The sequence below is a fragment of the Pseudomonas sp. BIGb0381 genome (assembly GCF_024809815.1).
Lineage (GTDB): Bacteria > Pseudomonadota > Gammaproteobacteria > Pseudomonadales > Pseudomonadaceae > Aquipseudomonas.
This window is the reverse complement of record NZ_JANUEN010000002.1, coordinates 262315-277726: the sequence shown is the minus strand read 5'-3', so window position 1 is coordinate 277726 and position 15412 is coordinate 262315. Positions and strand designations below refer to the sequence as shown.

The 15412-nt window shown below is 62.8% G+C and carries 15 protein-coding genes; 8 read left to right on the top strand and 7 right to left on the bottom strand.

What is annotated here, in order from left to right:
• Nucleotides 1-30: 30 nt before the first annotated feature.
• On the top strand, nucleotides 31-2010 hold the full coding sequence (locus M2397_RS07610; RefSeq protein WP_145338104.1) for a U32 family peptidase: 1980 nt from the start codon (nucleotides 31-33) through the stop codon (nucleotides 2008-2010).
• Here the strand turns inward: M2397_RS07610 and M2397_RS07605 are convergent.
• Nucleotides 1988-2890: a DMT family transporter gene (locus M2397_RS07605; protein WP_145338105.1), complete on the bottom strand. Its 903-nt coding sequence runs from the start codon at nucleotides 2888-2890 to the stop codon at nucleotides 1988-1990. The two genes, M2397_RS07610 and M2397_RS07605, sit on opposite strands and share 23 nt — an antisense overlap.
• 109 nt (nucleotides 2891-2999) lie before the next feature.
• Here M2397_RS07605 and M2397_RS07600 point away from each other — a divergent pair, with 109 nt between their 5' ends.
• Together M2397_RS07600 and M2397_RS07595 are read left to right on the top strand one after the other, a co-directional pair.
• Complete coding sequence (locus M2397_RS07600; protein ID WP_053130035.1) at nucleotides 3000-3443, top strand: Lrp/AsnC family transcriptional regulator; 444 nt, start codon at nucleotides 3000-3002, stop codon at nucleotides 3441-3443.
• A 284-nt stretch (nucleotides 3444-3727) separates the two neighbouring features.
• A complete protein-coding gene (locus M2397_RS07595; RefSeq protein WP_259242563.1) occupies nucleotides 3728-4186 on the top strand; it encodes an REP-associated tyrosine transposase in 459 nt (152 codons plus the stop codon).
• 104 nt (nucleotides 4187-4290) lie between these two features.
• Here M2397_RS07595 and xylB read toward each other — a convergent pair whose 3' ends face one another.
• The 6 genes from xylB to M2397_RS07565 form a co-directional block, all read right to left on the bottom strand.
• Entirely contained in the window at nucleotides 4291-5751 is a 1461-nt protein-coding gene (gene xylB / locus M2397_RS07590; protein WP_259242562.1) for a xylulokinase, read from the bottom strand.
• A 16-nt stretch (nucleotides 5752-5767) separates the two neighbouring features.
• Nucleotides 5768-6760 (bottom strand): LacI family DNA-binding transcriptional regulator, encoded by a 993-nt coding sequence (locus M2397_RS07585; RefSeq protein WP_259242560.1) that lies wholly within the window; start codon nucleotides 6758-6760, stop codon nucleotides 5768-5770.
• Nucleotides 6761-6781: 21 nt separating this feature from the next.
• On the bottom strand, nucleotides 6782-7714 hold the full coding sequence (locus M2397_RS07580; RefSeq protein ID WP_131696351.1) for an ABC transporter substrate-binding protein: 933 nt from the start codon (nucleotides 7712-7714) through the stop codon (nucleotides 6782-6784).
• Nucleotides 7715-7748: 34 nt separating this feature from the next.
• Nucleotides 7749-8726, bottom strand: coding sequence for an ABC transporter permease subunit (locus M2397_RS07575; protein ID WP_027605811.1), 978 nt, complete (start codon nucleotides 8724-8726; stop codon nucleotides 7749-7751).
• The gene (locus tag M2397_RS07570) at nucleotides 8719-10251 is read right to left on the bottom strand and encodes a sugar ABC transporter ATP-binding protein (protein ID WP_259242559.1); all 1533 of its coding nucleotides are present in this window, start codon (nucleotides 10249-10251) and stop codon (nucleotides 8719-8721) included. Before M2397_RS07570 ends, M2397_RS07575 begins: the two co-directional genes overlap by 8 nt.
• 164 nt (nucleotides 10252-10415) lie before the next feature.
• Nucleotides 10416-10958 (bottom strand): cytochrome b, encoded by a 543-nt coding sequence (locus tag M2397_RS07565; protein WP_131696353.1) that lies wholly within the window; start codon nucleotides 10956-10958, stop codon nucleotides 10416-10418.
• Nucleotides 10959-11134: 176 nt separating this feature from the next.
• Here M2397_RS07565 and M2397_RS07560 point away from each other — a divergent pair, with 176 nt between their 5' ends.
• The 5 genes from M2397_RS07560 to M2397_RS07540 are packed head-to-tail and all read left to right on the top strand — an operon-like array spanning nucleotide 11135 to nucleotide 15388.
• Entirely contained in the window at nucleotides 11135-11812 is a 678-nt protein-coding gene (locus M2397_RS07560) for a thermostable hemolysin (RefSeq protein ID WP_259242558.1), read from the top strand.
• Nucleotides 11802-13280: an AMP-binding protein gene (locus M2397_RS07555; RefSeq protein WP_259242557.1), complete on the top strand. Its 1479-nt coding sequence runs from the start codon at nucleotides 11802-11804 to the stop codon at nucleotides 13278-13280. The genes M2397_RS07560 and M2397_RS07555 overlap by 11 nt, the downstream gene beginning before the upstream one ends.
• A complete protein-coding gene (locus M2397_RS07550; protein WP_259242556.1) occupies nucleotides 13277-13951 on the top strand; it encodes a TenA family transcriptional regulator in 675 nt (224 codons plus the stop codon). The genes M2397_RS07555 and M2397_RS07550 overlap by 4 nt, the downstream gene beginning before the upstream one ends.
• Nucleotides 13938-14747: an SDR family oxidoreductase gene (locus tag M2397_RS07545; RefSeq protein WP_259242555.1), complete on the top strand. Its 810-nt coding sequence runs from the start codon at nucleotides 13938-13940 to the stop codon at nucleotides 14745-14747. The genes M2397_RS07550 and M2397_RS07545 overlap by 14 nt, the downstream gene beginning before the upstream one ends.
• The gene (locus M2397_RS07540) at nucleotides 14744-15388 is read left to right on the top strand and encodes a tetratricopeptide repeat protein (RefSeq protein WP_131696358.1); all 645 of its coding nucleotides are present in this window, start codon (nucleotides 14744-14746) and stop codon (nucleotides 15386-15388) included. The genes M2397_RS07545 and M2397_RS07540 overlap by 4 nt, the downstream gene beginning before the upstream one ends.
• Nucleotides 15389-15412 lie beyond the last annotated feature (24 nt).

Genomic DNA, 15412 nt, shown 5'->3' with positions numbered 1-15412 from the left:
TCAACCGTGACAAGCCTGACTAAAAAAACTATGTCCTTGCCCAAGCATCACCTGGAATTGCTCAGCCCTGCCCGCGATGTCGCCATCGCGCGCGAGGCCATCCTGCATGGCGCCGACGCCATCTACATTGGCGGCCCGAGCTTCGGCGCGCGCCATAACGCGTGCAACGAGGTGAGCGATATCGCTCAACTGGTGGAATTCGCCCGCCGTTACCACGCCCGCGTGTTCACGACCCTCAACACCATCCTGCATGACAACGAACTGGAACCCGCGCGCAAGCTGATCCATCAGCTCTACGACGCCGGTGTCGACGCGCTGATCGTGCAGGACCTGGGCGTGATGGAGCTGGATATTCCGCCCATCGAGCTGCACGCCAGTACCCAGACCGATATTCGTACCCTGGGCCGCGCCAAGTTCCTCGACCAGGCCGGTTTCTCGCAGTTGGTCCTGGCCCGTGAGCTGAACCTGCAGGAAATCAGCGCCATCGCCGGCGAAACCGATGCCGCCATCGAGTTCTTTATCCACGGCGCCCTGTGCGTGGCGTTCTCCGGGCAGTGCAACATCTCCCACGCGCAAAATGGCCGCAGCGCCAACCGTGGCGACTGCTCCCAGGCCTGCCGCCTGCCCTACACCTTGAAAGATGACCAGGGTCGCGTCGTGGCCTTTGAAAAGCACCTGCTGTCGATGAAAGACAACAACCAGAGCGCCAACCTGCGCGCCTTGGTCGAAGCCGGCGTGCGTTCGTTCAAGATCGAGGGTCGCTACAAGGACATGGGCTATGTGAAAAACATCACGGCCTATTATCGCCAGCGTCTTGACGAGATCCTCGAAGACCGTCCGGACCTGGCCCGCGCGTCCAGCGGCCGTACCGCGCATTTCTTCCTGCCCGACCCGGAAAAAACCTTCCACCGTGGCAGCACCGACTACTTTGTCAGCGACCGCAAGATCGACATCGGCGCCTTCGATACCCCGACCTTCACCGGCCTGCCGGTGGGTGTGGTGGAAAAAGCCGGCAAGCGTGACCTGCAAGTGATCACCCATGAGCCGCTGTCCAACGGCGACGGCCTCAATGTGCTGGTCAAGCGCGAAGTGGTGGGTTTCCGCGCCAACATCGCCGAGCCCAAGGGCGAGTTCGAGGAAGACGGCGAGAAGCGCTACCGCTACCGCGTCGAGCCGAATGAAATGCCGGCCGGCCTGCATCAATTGCGCCCCAACCACCCGCTGAACCGCAACCTCGACCACAACTGGCAGCAGGCGTTGCTCAAGACTTCGGCCGAACGCCGTATCGGCCTGTCATGGGTCGCACGTTTGCGTGAAGAGCAGCTGGAAGTCACCGCCACCAGCGAAGAAGGCATCCACGCCAGCGTTACCCTGCCCGGCCCGTTTGGCGTGGCCAACAAGCCGGAACAGGCGCTGGACACCCTGCGCGACCTGCTTGGCCAGCTCGGTACCACCGAGTATCACGCTACCCGTATCGAACTGGATGCACCGCAGGCGTTCTTCATTCCCAACTCACAGCTCAAGGCCTTGCGCCGCGAAGTGATCGAAGCGTTGACCGCCGCCCGTGTTGCCGCACACCCACGTGGCGGGCGCAAGGCCGAGGCCACGCCGCCGCCGGTGTACCCGGAAGCGCACCTGTCGTTCCTGGCCAACGTCTACAACCAGAAAGCCCGCGACTTCTATCACCGTCACGGCGTGAAGCTGATCGACGCGGCCTTTGAAGCCCATGAAGAAACCGGCGAAGTGCCGGTGATGATCACCAAGCACTGCCTGCGCTTCTCGTTCAACCTGTGCCCTAAACAGGCCAAAGGTGTCACGGGCGTGAAAACCAAGGTTGCGCCGATGCAGTTGATTCATGGCGACGAAGTGCTGACCCTGAAGTTCGACTGCAAACCCTGCGAGATGCATGTGGTGGGCAAAATCAAGGGGCATATCCTTGGGCTGCCGCAACCGGGCAGTGTCGTGGAGCATTTCAACCCGGAAAATCTCATCTATCAGGGCACGCACTGACCCTGTGTGAGCGGGGCCACCACCAGCCCCGCTGTAACCCCGCCGCTGCCAGCAGAATTGCCGCCACCCCCAGCCATTGCAGCCAGCCCAGGCGATGCCCGAAGGCAATCCAATCGACGAAGATCGCCGCAATCGGGTAGATAAACGACAGTGCGCCGGTGATGGCGGTGGGCAGTTTCTGGATCGCGCCATACAGCAACACATACATCAAACCGGTGTGTACCACGCCGAGCGTCGCCAGTGCCGCCCAGGCGTTGGTGGTGACCGGCAAGCTATGCCAAGGCACCAGCGGCGCCAGTAGTAGTGCGCCCGTCGTGACCTGGATCAACGCCATCAAATGCGGCGGTACGTCCTTCAAACGCTTGATGATCAGTGCGGCAATCGCGTACAGCAATGCCGCGCCCAGGGCCAAGGCGATGCCCGCCAGGTAATCGTCGCCGGTTGGCTGATTACCATGGGCGGTGACAATCGCCAGCATTCCCAGGAACGCCACGCTCAACCACGCCAGTTTCTGCACGGTGATCTTTTCGCCGAGGAACAGCGCCGCCAGCATCACCAACATGAACGGCTGCACGTTGTACACCGCGGTGCTGATGGCGATAGATGCACGTGAGTAGGATTCGAACAGCAGCAACCAATTGCCGACAATCGCCACGCCACTGAGCATCGCCAGGCCGAGCCTGGTCCAATTGAGCAGGTCCAGCCGCAGGTAACCCAGCAGCGCGCACACCAGCAATAAGGTCAGCCCACCGATTACGCAGCGCCAGAACACCACTTCGATCACCGACACGCCAGACACCAGCACAAACCAGCCGATGGTGCCCGAGATCAGCATGGCGGCGATCATTTCCCACGAACCGCGACGGATGGATGAATCCATGATTGATGCTCCTCAAGTGAGGCTCAATTATGACAATCTGCTTGTGAGCGGCTCCAGCGACTAAAAAAGGCAAAACCCCGCAAACACCTTTTCTTATTAGGCGAACACCATGATCGACACCATCGACCAGCAACTCATCGCCGCTTTGATGGATGACTCGCGGTTATCCCTCAAGGCCCTGGCGGGCATCACCGGGTTGTCCTCGCCCAGTGTGGGTGAACGCCTGCGCCGCCTGGAAGAACGCGGCGTGCTGACTCACTACACCGTCGACATCGACCCCAAGCATTTCGGCTACCTGCTGCAAGCCATCGTGCGCATCCGCCCCCTGCCCGGCAAATTGCAGGAGGTGGAGCGCCAGATCCAGGCGATCCCCGAATTCACCGAATGCGACAAGGTCACCGGCGAGGACTGCTTCATCGCGCGCCTGCACGTGCGCACCATGGACCATCTCGACAGCCTGCTGGATCGGATCAACGCCTATGCCGAAACCAACACCGCCATCGTCAAGAAAACCCCGGTAAAGCGACGTTTGCCCCCGCTGACCAACGACTGAACCGTAACAACCCGATTCCTCGGACGAGCGCGCTTGTTGTGGCGAGCGGGCTTGCCCCGCGTTGGGCTGCGAAGCGGCCCCAAAACCTGACCACTCATTGTGCCTGGATAAACGCGGTGCCTTTATTGGGGCTGCTTCGCAGCCCAACGCGGGGCAAGCCCGCTCGCCACAGTAACCCCATTCGCCACAGGAAGCCGTGCAACAGAAGGATACGCAACTCAACGCGGCTATTCCGCCTCCGCTGCTAGCGTCAAAGCTTCTTATCCATGGGAAGGAGCAACGAATTGCCTCGCCAGCCAAACTCTCACCTGTTACGTCGTGGTCGCTATTCAGAAACTGGTCGAGCCTACCTGGTCACCGCTGTCGTGCATCAACGCCATCCATTGTTTCGCGACTTTCGCCTGGGCCGGTTATTAGTCGCGGAATTCAAGAGGGTTCATGACTCAGGGCAGGTCAATTCGCTGGCGTGGGTGATCATGCCGGACCACTTTCATTGGTTGCTCGACCTCAATGGCACGACGCTGCCTGATGTGATGCGCCAGACCAAGTCGCGCAGCACCTTGAGCATCAACAACGCCCGTGGTAGTCGGGAGAAATTCTGGCAGCGTGGCTACCACGACCGGGCGGTGCGGGCTGAAGACGATATTCGGAAAATGGCGCGCTATATCGTCGCCAACCCCCTGCGAGCAGGGTTGGTGGAACGAATTGGCGATTACCCACAGTGGGATGCTGTCTGGTTATGACCCATTGGGGCGAGCGGGCCTTTTCTGGCAAGTGGGCTTCCTGTGGCAAGCCCGTTCGCCACAACGAGCCTGCCCAGCAGAACAGGCCCGCTTGCCACAGATGCCTAGTCGTGAAGGACCTTTGCGGCGCTCAGTAAACCCTGAAACTTGCGATAACGCGCCTCCAACACTGGCTGCTGCGTCAGATCAGGCTTGTACCGCGCCTTGACCGGCATCCCAGCCGCCAGCAACTCCGCACCCTGCCCCAGCGCCACAAACCCCAACTTCGCCGCGCCAATACATGCGCTCAGTTCACTACCGTGCAAGGTGAAAATTTCCCGCTGCAGGATATTCGCCAGCAATTGCGCCCAATACTCACTGCGCGCACCGCCGCCCACCAGGGCACAGGCTCCCACGTCGACGCCGGTCGATTGCACCGCGCGCAACGCATCGAGCAAACCGAAACCCACCCCTTCCATCACCGCGTAACCGAGCATCGCCGGCGTGCAATCGTGGCCCAGGTTCATGAAGCCGCCGCGCAGCAACGGATCATTGTGGGGTGTGCGTTCGCCGGCCAGGTACGGCAGGAACAACGGCGTTCCCAAAGGCACGTGCTGCTCAATCGGCAACTGCGCCTGCACCTGCTCCAGCAGCGTTTGTTCATCCGCCATGCCCGTCAGCCGTGTGACCCAGCGCAAACAACTGGCGCCGGCGAGCATGGCGCCCATGGTGTACCAGCGGTTGGGCAGTGCATGGCAGAAGCTGTGTACCGCACTGGCCGGGTTACCCGCCGCATGGTCGGTGATGGCGACGATGGCAGCGCTGGTCCCCAGGGTGATGAACCCATCACCGGCGTTGACCGCGCCGATGCCGACCGCTGCCACAGGGTTGTCCCCGCCACCGCCGGCAATCACCACGTCAGCTGATAAACCCAGTCCCGTGGCCGTCAACAAAGCGCTCGCCGCACCACCTTCCACCAGCCTGGGCAATTGCTCAGGCGTAAGGCCGGTAGCGCGAACCATCGGGGTAAACCATTCCCGCCGCGCCACATCCAGCCACAACGTACCCGCCGCGTCGGACATTTCGCTGATGCGCTCGCCACTCAAACGCAAGCGCAGGTAATCCTTGGGCGACAGCACGCAATCAATCGCTTGGAACACCTCGGGTTCATGCTGTTGCAACCACAGCAGTTTCGGCGCGGTCAGCCCGGCCATGGGCAGGCTGCCGGTGACGTCGGCGAAGCCGGGACCCAGCTGTTCGGCCTCGGCCACCGCACGGGAGTCGTCCCAGAGGATCGCCGGGTACAACACGCGGTTGTCCGCGCCCAGCAACACCGCGCCGTGCATCTGCCCCGACAGGCCGATACAGGCCACGTGCGTAAACGCCTCGTGTCTGCGCAGTTGCGCCAACGCCTGCAAACAGGCTTGCCACCAGTCTTCCGGTGCCTGTTCAGACCAGCCGCTGTGCCGGCGCGACACGCTCAAGCGCACGCCGGCATGGGCCAGCACCACGCCCGTGGCGTCCATCAGGATGGCTTTGAGTTCCGACGTGCCCAGGTCAATGCCCAGGGAAACAGGACTGTTCATGCGTGTGTTATTCCAATCAATGACAGCCACAGGAGTTACGTAACTGCAGGGTCGGCGCGAGGCGCACGCTCTGGGGCGCTGCCTCAGGCGACGCCATGCGTTGCAGCAACAGGTCGACCGCGCGGGCGCCAAGGGCCTTGACCGGCTGTGCGATCAGGCTCAGGCGCGGCACGAAAAAATCCGCCCAGTCAAAGTCATCAAAGCCCACCAGGGCCATTTGTCTCGGCACGTCGAGCTGCGCGTCACGCAAGGCGTGCATCGCGCCGAGGGTCATCAGGTTATTGCCGGCCATGATCGCCGTGGGCGGCGAAGCCAGGCCCAGCAACTGCACCGTGGCCTGGCGCGCAGGCTCGGTGTTGGAGCCGCCGTTAACCAGCAACTGCGGATCGAAGGCCAGCCCCGCCGCGTGCAACGCCGCGCGGTAACCCGCTACCCGCTCATCCGTGGTACTGAACCCCGTGCGCCCGGCGATAAAACCGATGCGACGGTGCCCGTGCCCGATCAGGTGTTCAATCAGACCCTGGGTGGCCTGGGCATTCTCCACCCCGACCTGATCAAACTGCTCGCTCATCATCCGGTCCACCAGCACCGCCGGAATCTCGTTGGCGCGCAGGTATTCCAGGGCCATCGAACCGTTCGACGGCGCCAGCACAATACCGTCGACCCGCCGATGATGCAGCGCCGTGACCACCCGCAGCTCCTGCTCCGGGTCGTCGTGGGTGTCGACAAACAGCATCATGTAGCCGTGCTTGGCGCACTCGGTTTCAATCGCGTGCACCGTCTCGCTGAAGTAATGGTTGGACAGCGCCGAGATCGCCACGCCTATCGTGTTGGTACTCGACCGCGCCAGCGAGCGCGCCAGGGTGTTGGGGATATACCCCAGTTCCTGGATCGCCCGCCGCACCGCCAGCACCGTGGCCGGGCTGACTTTGCGGGTGCCGTTCAACACGTGTGACACGGTCGACGTCGACACCCCCGCCCTGCTTGCCACGTCATCCATGGTCACCACGACGCTGTTCCTCTCACGCTATCAATGTTTGCTCGACCAGCCGCTGTACGTACCCACGTTGTCGCGGGTGATCAGTTTTGGCGTGAGCAGGGTCACCGCTTCGGCCGGGGCCTTGTCGTTGAGCAGGTCATTGCCGACATTCACCGCCGTCTGCGCCATGGCCCACGGGTCCTGGCTGGCAGACGCCTGGATCTGGGTGTCGGTCTTCAGCGCGTTCTCGATATCCGGCGCGCCGTCCACCGAGGTGATGATGATCCCGCTGCGCTTGAGCTGCTTGGCCGCCAGGTCGCTGCCGATGGCTTGCGGGTCGTTGATCGCAAACAGGCCGTCGATTTTCGGGAAGCGCGTGAGGTAGCCCTGCATCACGTTCAGGCCGCCTTCGCGGGAGCCTTTGCCGTCCTGGTCGTCGGACAGCACCTTGATGTCCGGCGCGCCGGCCAATGCGGCTTTACAGCCTTTGACGCGGTCGGTCACGGCGGTGACTTGCGGGCCGTTCTGGATAATCACGTTGCCCTTGCCGGAAAGCTTGTCCACCAGGTATTGGCAGGCCAGCTTGCCGGCTTCAACGTTATCGGTCTGCACGGTGGCATTCACGCCCTTGGCGTCCACATCCACCGCCACCACGACGATGCCGGCATCGCGGGCTTTCTTGATCGCCGAGGCCATGGCCGAAGGGTCGACGGCGTTGATCAGGATCAGGTCGACCTTGGACGAGATAAAGTTGTCGATCTGCGAGAACTGCTTGCTCAAGTCGTAGTCGGCCGACACCGAGGTGACCTTGACGTTGGGGTTCAGCTCCTTGGCCCGGGCCGTGGCGCCATCGGCCAGGGTCACGAAATACGGGTTGCCGAGCGAGCCCATGCTGATACCCAGGGCCTTGAGTTCGCGGGCCTCTACAGCTTGGGACATCAGGGCAGCCAAGGCGACGACGGGAAAGATGCGTTTAAGGTTCATGCGGGTCTCTCTTGTGATTGTTATGGGAGTGAAATCAGGTCCGCGCACCGGACTGGCGATAGCGATCCAGCGCGACCGCGCCGATGATCACAATGCCCTTGATGATGTATTGCCAGATGTCCGACACCCCCAGCAGCACCAGGCCGTTGGTGAGCACCGCGATGATCAGCGCGCCGATCAGCGTGCCGCCGATGGTGCCGACGCCACCGGTAAAACTGGTACCGCCGAGGATCACGGCGGCAATCGCATCCAGCTCGTAGGATTGCCCCAGTTGCAGGCCGTTGGCGGCGAACAGGCGCGAGGCACTCATCACCGCACCCAGCCCGGCCAAGGCGCCCGACATGGCGTAGACGAACAGCAGCACCTTCCACACCTTGATCCCGGAGAGTCGCGCCGCTTCGGGGTTGCCGCCCACCGAATAGATCTGCACGCCCATTACCGTGCGGCGCAGGATGAACCACGACAGTGCCACCACCGCCACGGCGATCACCACCAGCCACGGCACGCCGAGGATCGAGTCGTTGCCGATAAAGGCAAACGGCAGGTCGGGGTTGAACACGGTCTTGTCATCGGCCAGCAAGCGCGCCAGGCCACGCATGGCGGTGAGTGCGCCAAGGGTGACGATAAACGGCGGCAGGCGCATGAACGCAATCAACCCACCGTTGACCAGGCCCAGCAGCAGCCCGAAGCCGATACCGGCCGCAATCCCGAACATGCCGAACTGCGGCGACATTGACGCCTGCAACGCCACCACGGCCGACGCCGCCAGGATCGCTCCCACCGACAGGTCGATACCCGCCGTGAGGATCACAAAGGTCATGCCCGCCGCCAGCACCACATTGACCGAGGCCTGTTGGGTGATGATCGACAGGTTCTGCATCGTCAGGAAGTTCTCGCTGGCCAGGGCGAAGCCCACCAGCAGCAAAATCAGGACCGGCAACATACCGACCGTGCGCATTAGTTCGCGGGCACGTTCTGCCTTGCCTGTTGTAGCAATCATTGAATCAGCCATGGGCAACCACCTGATCGCCACCGGTGGCGAGGTCAATAATACGTTCCTGGGAGATGACGTGACCCGAGGCCCCGCCGACTTCGGCCACCAACTGGCCTTCGCGCATGATCAACACCCGGTCGCAGGTGCCGATGATTTCCGGCAGCTCGCTGGAGATCACCACGATGCCCACGCCGGCCTGCGCCAGTTGATTGATGATGCGGTAGATCTCGGACTTGGACCCGATGTCCACGCCGCGTGTGGGTTCGTCGAGGATCAGCACGTGCGGCTTGACCTCCAGCAGCCGCGCCAGCAGGACCTTCTGCTGGTTGCCGCCGGACAACGCGCCGACATTGACCTTGCCCGACACCACGCGAATCGACAGTGACTTGATGGCTTCATTGGCACGTTTCAAGCCAAGGCCACGGTCGAGTACACCACCGGCGCGGGCATCCGGCACACAGGCGCAGACATTGATGTTGTCGGCCACGCTCATGTCCAGGAACAGGCCCTGGGCCTTGCGGTCTTCGGTGAGGTACACCACGCCGGCACGAATCGCATCCGCCGGGTTGCGCAGTTGCGTCACGGTCTTGCCCACCACTTCCAGGGTGCCGCTGGTGCGCGGGTCGGCGGCGAAGATCAGCCGCGCCAACTCGGTGCGCCCTGCCCCCACCAGCCCGGCGATACCCAGCACTTCACCGGCATGCAGGTCGAAACTGCAGTTACGCACGCGCTTGCCATCGGCCATGTCACGCACGCGCATCACCACCGCACCGGGGTCGTAGGCGGCATGTTCCTTCTTGTAGAAACCGGACAGGTCGCGGCCGACCATCATCTTAACGAGGACTTCGGCCGACAGCGCGTCGCGGGTCAGTTCGCCGATGTATTGGCCGTCGCGCAGCACCGAGACACGGTCCGACAGTTCATAGATCTCGGCCATGCGATGACTGATGTAGATGATCGCCAGGCCCTGGCTGCGCAGCTGCTTGATCAGCGCAAACAGGCGGTCGGTCTCGCGGGACGATAACGGCGTGGTCGGTTCGTCCATCACCAGGATCCTGGCGTGGGCGTGCAAGGCACGGGCAATTTCCACCAGTTGGCGCTCGGCAATCGACAGGCTGCTGACCTTGGTTGCCGGGGTGAATTCGGCGCCCAGGCGCTGCAGCACTTCCACGCAACCGTCCTGCATGCCCTTACGGTCGATGGTCCAGCCACGGCGCAACTCACGGCCCAGGTAGATGTTCTCGGCCACACTCAGGTTCGGGCACAGGCTCAGTTCCTGGTAGATCACGGCGATGCCGAGGGCTTTGGCGGTGGCGGGGTTGAACGTGGGGACGGCTTGACCGTCGATGCGGATTTCACCGCCGGGATCGGCCTGGTAAGCGCCGGAGAGGATTTTCATCAGGGTCGATTTGCCGGCGCCGTTCTCCCCCATCAAGGCGTGGATTTCGCCGGGGTAGACCTTCAGGCCGACATTCTTGAGCACGCGCAAACCGTTGAAGGTTTTGCTGATGCCCTGCATCTCAAGCAAGGGTTCAAGGCTCATCAATGAGCTCCTGGTTTTATTATTTTTGTCGTTCGGCCCCCTTTGATCAGAGCCGATTGCCACCGACTCTAATCAGATACATTTACTTACGCAAGCGCTTGCGTAAGCCGTTTGTCGCTAGAAGAAACGTTTCATCAGACGCATAAAGTGTGATTTTGGCATTTCTAACGTTTTGGCAGCATGCGCACCAGGGTGTTGTCGCGCACCCAGTAATGGTGGAACAGCCCGGCGAAAGCGTGCAGGCCGATCAACCAATAACCAGCGCTGCCCAGCCACTCATGCCAGTGCTTGAATTGCTTGGCCTGGTCGGGGTCCACCGCCACCAGCGATGGCAAGGCAAACTCGAAATACGGCACGGGCTTGCCTGCGGCGTTGAGCATCAGCCAGGCCAGCAGCGGCGTCACGATCATCAAGCCATATAGTGCCAGGTGCATCAGGTGCGCCACGGCAGTCTGCCAGGCCGGTGGACGCGGCAGGATCGCCGGGCGCGGCGCCAGGCGTCCCAGCAGGCGCAGCCAGACCAGCAGGAAAATCCCGATACCGAACAGCGCGTGACCGCCGAGTAACACGCCCTTCAGTGCATGGCCGCGAGGCAGCAGGCCTTTGATTTCAATGCAGGCGTACACGCCGACAAACAGCGCCAGCATCAGCCAGTGCAGGGTCATCGACAGCTTCGTGTAGCGCTGTATCACCAGATGTTCAGTCATGGGAAGAGCCTTGTGCAGGTGGTGGCCGCAAGCAGCCGTGGAAAGACCGCGCGACCCTGCCCGCGAAGCCTTAAGGCAGTCTGAAGATGGCGAAAAATATCCTTTTGCCACCTTCAGACTTCGTTAAGAAATGCCTCCGATACTCCTCCCAACTTCACTGGGGAGGCGTAATGCCAATGCCCGATATCGATTGGAACATTTCCTTGCCGCTGCTGTTCGGCCAGGCCGACAGTGCACCGATGCGCCTGTCCCGCGCCCTGCCCCAAGACCCGCAGCGGCCTGCCTTCGAGGCGTTTATCCAACAACGTTTTCGCCTTGCCCACGGCGCCGATATTCGGCACTTCATGCCGCAGTTGTTTGGCGTCAGCCAGGCCAGTGGCGACCTGTGTGCCGTTGCCGGGGTGCGCCTGGCAAGCGCCGAGCCGTTGTTCCTGGAGCGTTACCTGGACCATCCGATCGACCCGCTGATCAGTGCCGCTGCCGAACAGACCGTGGAGCGCGGCGCCATCGCCGAAGTCGGCAACCTCGCGGCCAGCGACACCGGCAGTGCGCGCCTGAGCATCATCGCGATTACCTGGCTGCTGGCCATGGGCGGCCTGGAGTGGGTGGCGTTCACCGGCAATATCGGCCTGGTCAACAGCTTCCACCGCCTGGGCTTGAAGCCCGTGACCCTGTGCGCGGCCGACCCGCAGCGCCTGGGCGATGAGCGTCATCACTGGGGCAGTTACTACGAAAGCCAACCGTGGGTGCATGTCGGCAATATCCGCGCCGGGTTCATCCATTTGCGCAACATGGGCCTGTTCTCACGCCTGGGGTTGCCAACCGCCCTCGAGGACGCCAGCCATGTCGCCTGAAACCCGCCGCTTCCACGCCGTACTGCGCGGCCATGCCGAACGCAACGATGGCGCCATCGCCCTGTGGGGCGACAGCTTGAAAATGGATTACACCCAGATGTTCGCCGAAGTGGCGTATCGACAGGAGCGCCTGCGCGAAGAAGGCGTCAAGGTGGTCGCCCTGGCCCTGGACAATGGCGTCGAGGCCATGCTGTGGGACCTGGCAGTGCTGTTCGAAGGCTTGACCTGCCTGACCTTGCCGCCGTTCTTCAGCCCGGCCCAGCGCGCCCATTGCCTGGAACAAAGCCATGCCGAACGGGTGATCGCCGAGCCGCATCTGGAGGCTGAATTGCTCGCCAACGGCTATCAACCGTGCGGCGAATTCTGGTGCCGCACCTTTGAGGGCCGCCCCTCGATACCCGCCGGCACGGCCAAGGTGACGTTCACCTCCGGCACCACCGGCGCGCCCAAGGGCGTGTGCCTGAGCGCCGACAGCCTGCTGCGGGTGGCCCGCGAGCTGTACCAGGCCAGCCACAGCAGTGACCCACGCCATCACCTGGCGCTGTTGCCCATCGCGATTTTGCTGGAAAACCTCGGTTGCTACGCCGCGCTCTACGCCGGCGCCACCCTCAGCTTGCCCAGCCAGAAGAGCCTGGGCATCCAGGGCGCCAGCGCGGTAGACGCCGCACAATTGCTCGGCTGCCTGGCAACCCGTCAGCCCCACAGTCTGATCCTGGTGCCGCAATTGCTGTTGATGCTGGTGATTGCTGCCGAGCAAAAGGCCTTCAGCCCCCAGGGCCTGCGCTTTGCCGCCGTCGGCGGAGCGCGCGTCTCCAAGGCCTTGCTGCAACGTGCGCAGCAACTGGGCGTACCGGTGTATGAAGGTTACGGGCTGTCGGAATGCGCCTCGGTGGTATGCCTCAATCGTCCCGGGGCACACCGTCCTGGCAGTGTCGGTCGGCCTCTGCCCCACGTGGAAATCCGCCTGGCCGAAGACGATGAAGTGCTGGTCAAGGGCTCGACGTTGCTCGGCTACCTGGGCCAGACAGACCAGCCCGAGCAATGGTGGCCCAGCGGCGATCTCGGCGCCTTTGACGAGGACGGTTTTCTCTACCTCAAGGGCCGCAAAAAACATCAGTTCGTCACCAGTTACGGGCGCAACGTCAACCCGGATTGGGTCGAGGCCGAGCTGACCCAGGGCGGTGTCATCGCCCAGGCGTTCGTGTATGGCGAAGCCCTGCCGCAGAACCACGCCCTGCTCTGGCCCCATCGCACCGACTGCAGCGACGCGCAGCTGGCCCGCGCCGTGGCCGAGGCCAACAGCGGCCTGCCCGACTACGCCCAGGTGCATCGCTGGACGCGCCTGACGCAACCCTTCACCGCCGCCAATGGCTTGCTCACCGCCAATGGCCGGCCACGGCGCGACGCCATCGTCGCCCGTTATCAAACCCAATTTGCCCCAGCATTCAACGAGGAAACCTCATCGTGAATTTTTTCGACACGCTGCAAGAAGCCACTCAACATGAACGCCAGGCGCTGTTCAGCCTGCCGATCATCCGCGACGCCCTGGAGGGCCAGGTCAGCCTGGACAGCTATCGCGCATTCCTGGCCCAGGCCTACTACCACGTGCGGCATACGGTGCCGTTGATGATGGCCTGCGGTGCGCGCCTGCCTTCGCGCCTGGAATGGCTGCGCAAGGCCGTCTGCGAGTACATCGAGGATGAATACGGCCACGAGCAGTGGGTGCTCAATGACATTGCCGCCTGTGGCGGTGATGACGATGCGGTACGTGACGGGCGCCCCGGTTTGCCCATCGAGCTGATGGTCAGTTACCTCTACGACCTGATCGCCCGTGACAACCCGGTCGGCCTGTTCGGCATGGTCAATGTGCTGGAAGGCACCAGCATCGCCCTGGCCACCCACGCGGCCGTCAGCATTCGTGAACGCTTGCAACTGCCGGCAACGGCGTTCAGCTACCTGAGTTCCCACGGGTCGCTGGACATCGGCCACATGGAAACCTACCGCCGCTTGATGAACAGCCTGGACGACCCCGACGACCAGGCCGCCGTGATTCGCGCCTCCAAGGTGGTGTACGCGCTCTATACCGATATGTTCCGCAGCCTGCCGCGTCTCGGGGAGGCGCCCCATGCGCCTGTCTGAAACGCGCGTGGTGCTGACCGGCGCCAGCGGCGGCATCGGCCTGGCGATTGCCACCGCCCTGTGCGTCAGTGGTGCGCAGGTGCTGGCCGTGGCCCGCCACCGTGCACCGCTGGAGGGGTTGCTTGAGCGCTACCCGGAGCAACTCTGCTGGGTCGGTGCCGACCTGACCTTCCTCGCCGACCGCCGTAAGGTGCTGGCCGCCGCCGAAGCCATCGGCGGCATCAACCTGCTGATCAACGCCGCCGGCATCAATCACTTCGCCATGCTTGAGCAACTCGAAGACAGCGACATCAACGGCATGCTGGCGCTGAACATCACCGCGCCGATCTGCCTGACCAAGCTGCTGCTGCCGCTGCTCAAGCAGGCACCGAGCGCCATGGTGGTGAATGTCGGTTCCACCTATGGCTCCATCGGCTATCCCGGCTACGCCACCTACTGCGCCAGCAAGTTTGCCTTGCGCGGCTTTTCCGAAGCGCTGCGCCGGGAACTGGCCGACACCCGCGTCGGCGTGCTGTACGTGGCACCGCGCGCGACCCGTACCTCGATGAACAGCCCGGCGGCGCAGGCCTTGAACGATGCACTCAAATCCAACGTCGATGACCCGCATACCGTGGCATCGGCCGTGATCCAAGCCATTGCCAACCAGCGTCGCGATCTGTACCTGGGCTGGCCGGAGCGTTTCTTTGTGCGCCTCAACAGCCTGCTGCCTAACCTGGTCGACCGGGGTTTGCGTAAACAGCTGCCGCTGGTACGCCGCCTGAGCGACACACTTGAGAATAAGGACCCCAAGCCATGAAAAAACTCTTTACCGCGCTGCTGCTCACCGCCCTGAGCCCCTTCACCTGGGCGATGGACGCCGTCGACCAACAACGCCTGAACGCCATCCAGACGCGCTGGGCGCACATCCAATACAACCTGCCCGAGGAACAGCGGCCCCAGGCCTTTGAACGACTCGCCACCCAGGCCACGGCCTTCACCCACGACCGCCCCCAAGCCGCCGAGGCGTGGATCTGGTCAGGCATCGTCACCAGCAGTTGGGCCGGCGCCCAGGGCGGGCTCGGCGCGTTAAGCAAGGTCAAGGCGGCCAAGGTCGACCTGGAAAAAGCCCTCGACCTCGACCCCAAGGCCCTGCAAGGCTCGGCCTATACCAGCCTGGCCGCCCTGTACGACCGGGTGCCCGGCTGGCCAATCGGCTTTGGCGATGCCGATAAGGCTGAACTGTTACTCAAACAGGCCTTGCAACTGAACCCGACGGGCATTGATAGTCTGTACTTCTGGGGCGACCACCTGTACCGGCAAAAACGCTATGGCGAAGCCCGTGATGCCTTGCAAAAAGCCCTGCTGGCCGCACCTCGTCCGGGCCGGGAAACCGCCGATACCGGGCGGCGCAAAGAGATCGAAAGCGTGCTGGCCGACATCAACAAAAAACTCAACTGACAACACTCTACTGACAAGGAGTCT